This is a genomic window from Streptomyces sp., assembly GCF_031178505.1.
GTDB lineage: Bacteria > Actinomycetota > Actinomycetes > Streptomycetales > Streptomycetaceae > Streptomyces > Streptomyces gulbargensis.
Window position 1 is genome coordinate 1 of record NZ_JAPSIW010000893.1, and the last position, 2,548, is coordinate 2,548.

Below are 2,548 nucleotides of genomic sequence, written 5' to 3' on the forward strand. Positions count from 1 at the left end.
CAGGCCGACCACTCGACCCGCCCCGGCCCCGGGCCACCGCGCCTGGCACCGACCACTCCGACCGACCGCCGGGCCCTCCCCGCCGGCCCCGCCCGCCGGGGCTTTGCGCCCGGCCCGGACGCCCCGGTCCACCGGATCCTCGCGCCCGAGCCGGCCCGCCGGATCTTCGCGCCCGGCCCGGACGCGACGGCCCGCCGGATCTTGGTGCCCGGGCCGACCCGCCGGGGTCCGGCCGGAGCGTCACGTCCCGAAGGCCCGCCGGCTGCGCGCGTTGATCTCGGCGGCGCGGGCGCGGAGCTCCCGCAGGGGCGTGGCGAGCTGCACGTCGGCGGGTTCGGCCTCCCACTCGGCGCCGCCGTGGACGGCGCGGATCAGGCAGCGACCGGAGACGCTCCGCACATAGAAGCCGACCCGCCCGGTGGCGGTGTCACGGACGAGCTCACCGACCTCGGGCAGTGGCTGCACGCGTCCCCTCCGTCCCGTTCCTGATCCTTGGGGACCCCTAGGGAAACCCGGAGCTCGCGCCCTGTCAACGTATCCCCGGAGATGCCCCTCCGATGGACGGCCCGGGGTGTCGGGGCAGCGCACACCTGTGCGCGCGAGCCGCCGTACCACCCGGTCCACAGCCCGTGACGGCAGGTGACCGGTCCGACACCCGGAGCAGCGCGTCACCGCCGTGCGGCAGGGGCACGCCGCCCCCGGCGCCACCCCCTCCCCCGGTCACGGCCGATCGCGAAACGGGGCTCCGAAGGAACGGACGCCCACTCTCCGGAAGTCATGCGGAAAGCGTGAAGAACGTGCGTATCCTGTGGGCGCGCCGGGCCCCATCGGCGGGAGCCCGGGCGGAAACTGAGGGACATTCATGCTTCGCGCACGCACGCTCGCGGCTGTGACCGCGGCCGCCGCCTCCGGTGTTCTGCTCCTGCCCTCGCAGGCACAGGCCGCCGGTTCGGTCCACCTCTACAAGATCTACTACGACAGCCCGGGCACCGACCGGGGCGGCAACACCAGCATCAACGCCGAGTACGTCCAGATACGCAACACGACCGGCGCGGCGGTCAACCTGCGCGGCTGGACGGTCACGGACGCCGCCAACCACAAGTACACCTTCGGCAACTTCGTCCTGGGCAAGGGCAAGATCGTGACCCTGCGCACGGGCCGCGGCACCAACACCTCCGCGAACGTCTACCAGAACCGCGGCTGGTACGTCTGGAACAACGACAAGGACACGGCGACCCTCCGCAAGGCGAACGGCACCCGCGCGGACGTCTGCTCGTACAACTCGACGCGCTACGACTACGTGTGGTGCTGACGCCTCGTCATATCTAAGTTTCCACAGGGGCCTTCGCGTGCGCGGAGGCCCCTGTCCCTGGACTCGCTCGGGCCGGTCCCCGCGACCGGGCACCGCCCTCACTGCCCCTTCCTTCAGGCCCTTCCCTCAGGCCACCGCCTCGGGCGACCGCCGGGGCGAGGGGACGACGCCGTGCTGCTGCACGTCGGCGGAGACCTGTCCGCCCAGGGTCATCACGTTCAGCGTGGCGGAGTTCTCCCCCGCGATGGCCTTCTCCACACGGGCGACGAGCAGGGAGAACGCCTCTCGCTTGGTCAGCCCGTGGTACGGCCCGACCCGGGTCTCGAAGTAGATCCGCTCGTGCCCGAGGAGCTGCTCGGTGGACCGGTAGTTCTTCCACTGCTCCCGATAGCGGTACACGCTCTCCAGGGACACCGCCGCGACGACCACCACACTGAGCACGGTCGCCGTGACCCGCGCGAACCACAGGTCGAGGTTGACGAAGACGGGGACCAGCGCGCCGCCGACGACGGACACGGTCCGCATCCGCAGGTGCATGGCCTTCATCCGGGCGGCTTTGGTGTCGTACCACTCCTGGTACTGCCCGAGTCTGCTCTCGATGTACTTCTGCGGCGTCATCTCACCGCTCTGCACGTCCGTGTCGGGCGCGTCCCCCAGCTCAGCCATGCCGGGAGTACACCCTGCCCCCGTGTTCACGTCAAACCGGCTCGCACCGCATGCCGTGCGCGGGCACCACCCACTCGCCCAGCCACGGATCGACGGCCCGCACGCGTACGGCCACGGTCTCGACGACCATCTCCGTATGCCGGGCGTACCGCCGCTTCAGCCGCCACCGGAACCTCGCCGGCACCTCCCCCGCGGGCCGCTCCTCGTCGTCCAGGTGCACCCACCGGTCGTAGTTGGTCCGGTACGCCCGCACCTCCCGCCCGCACCGGGGACAGACGGCCGCCTCGATCCAGCCAAGGTCGTCCGGCCCCGGCTCCCCGGGCGGCGCGGCCGTCGCCCCCTCGTCCAGCGCGAAGTCGTTGGCGGCCCTGTTCCAGCACTCCTCGCACAGCACGGCCACCACCCGGACCCGCCCCCGCGCCCGCACGCAGGGACGCCCCTCCCCGCACCCCTCGCACCGCTCCGGGCGGTCCGCCCCTGTCGCCCCCATGTGTCCGAGTGTGACCGCACCTTCAGACACTCCGACAGGTCGCCTTTCGGCCGTCGTCCCCGAACGTGACCTGCCACCGG

The 2,548-nt window shown here is 72.3% G+C and carries 4 protein-coding genes; 1 reads left to right on the forward strand and 3 read right to left on the reverse strand.

Annotation, left to right across the window (positions count from 1 at the left end; all coding sequences use genetic code 11):
* Nucleotides 1-240: 240 nt before the first annotated feature.
* Nucleotides 241-465, reverse strand: a complete 225-nt coding sequence (locus tag RIF68_RS34065) for a hypothetical protein (protein ID WP_309055336.1) — start codon at nucleotides 463-465, stop codon at nucleotides 241-243.
* A gap of 397 nt (nucleotides 466-862) precedes the next feature.
* On the opposite strand from RIF68_RS34065, the gene RIF68_RS34070 reads away from it, so the two are divergent.
* Complete coding sequence (locus RIF68_RS34070; protein WP_309055337.1) at nucleotides 863-1,312, forward strand: lamin tail domain-containing protein; 450 nt, start codon at nucleotides 863-865, stop codon at nucleotides 1,310-1,312.
* A 126-nt stretch (nucleotides 1,313-1,438) separates the two neighbouring features.
* On the opposite strand, the gene RIF68_RS34075 is transcribed toward RIF68_RS34070, so the two are convergent.
* Nucleotides 1,439-1,978, reverse strand: coding sequence for a DUF4231 domain-containing protein (locus tag RIF68_RS34075; protein ID WP_309055338.1), 540 nt, complete (start codon nucleotides 1,976-1,978; stop codon nucleotides 1,439-1,441).
* A 31-nt stretch (nucleotides 1,979-2,009) separates the two neighbouring features.
* Nucleotides 2,010-2,468: a DUF6083 domain-containing protein gene (locus tag RIF68_RS34080; RefSeq protein WP_309055339.1), complete on the reverse strand. Its 459-nt coding sequence runs from the start codon at nucleotides 2,466-2,468 to the stop codon at nucleotides 2,010-2,012.
* Nucleotides 2,469-2,548: the final 80 nt, after the last annotated feature.

Coding starts and splice junctions, on each gene's coding strand:
- RIF68_RS34070 (WP_309055337.1), top strand. CDS start 863: ATGCTTCGCGCACGCACGCTCGCGGCTGTGACCGCGGCCGCCGCCTCC.
- RIF68_RS34075 (WP_309055338.1), bottom strand. CDS start 1,978: ATGGCTGAGCTGGGGGACGCGCCCGACACGGACGTGCAGAGCGGTGAG.
- RIF68_RS34080 (WP_309055339.1), bottom strand. CDS start 2,468: ATGGGGGCGACAGGGGCGGACCGCCCGGAGCGGTGCGAGGGGTGCGGG.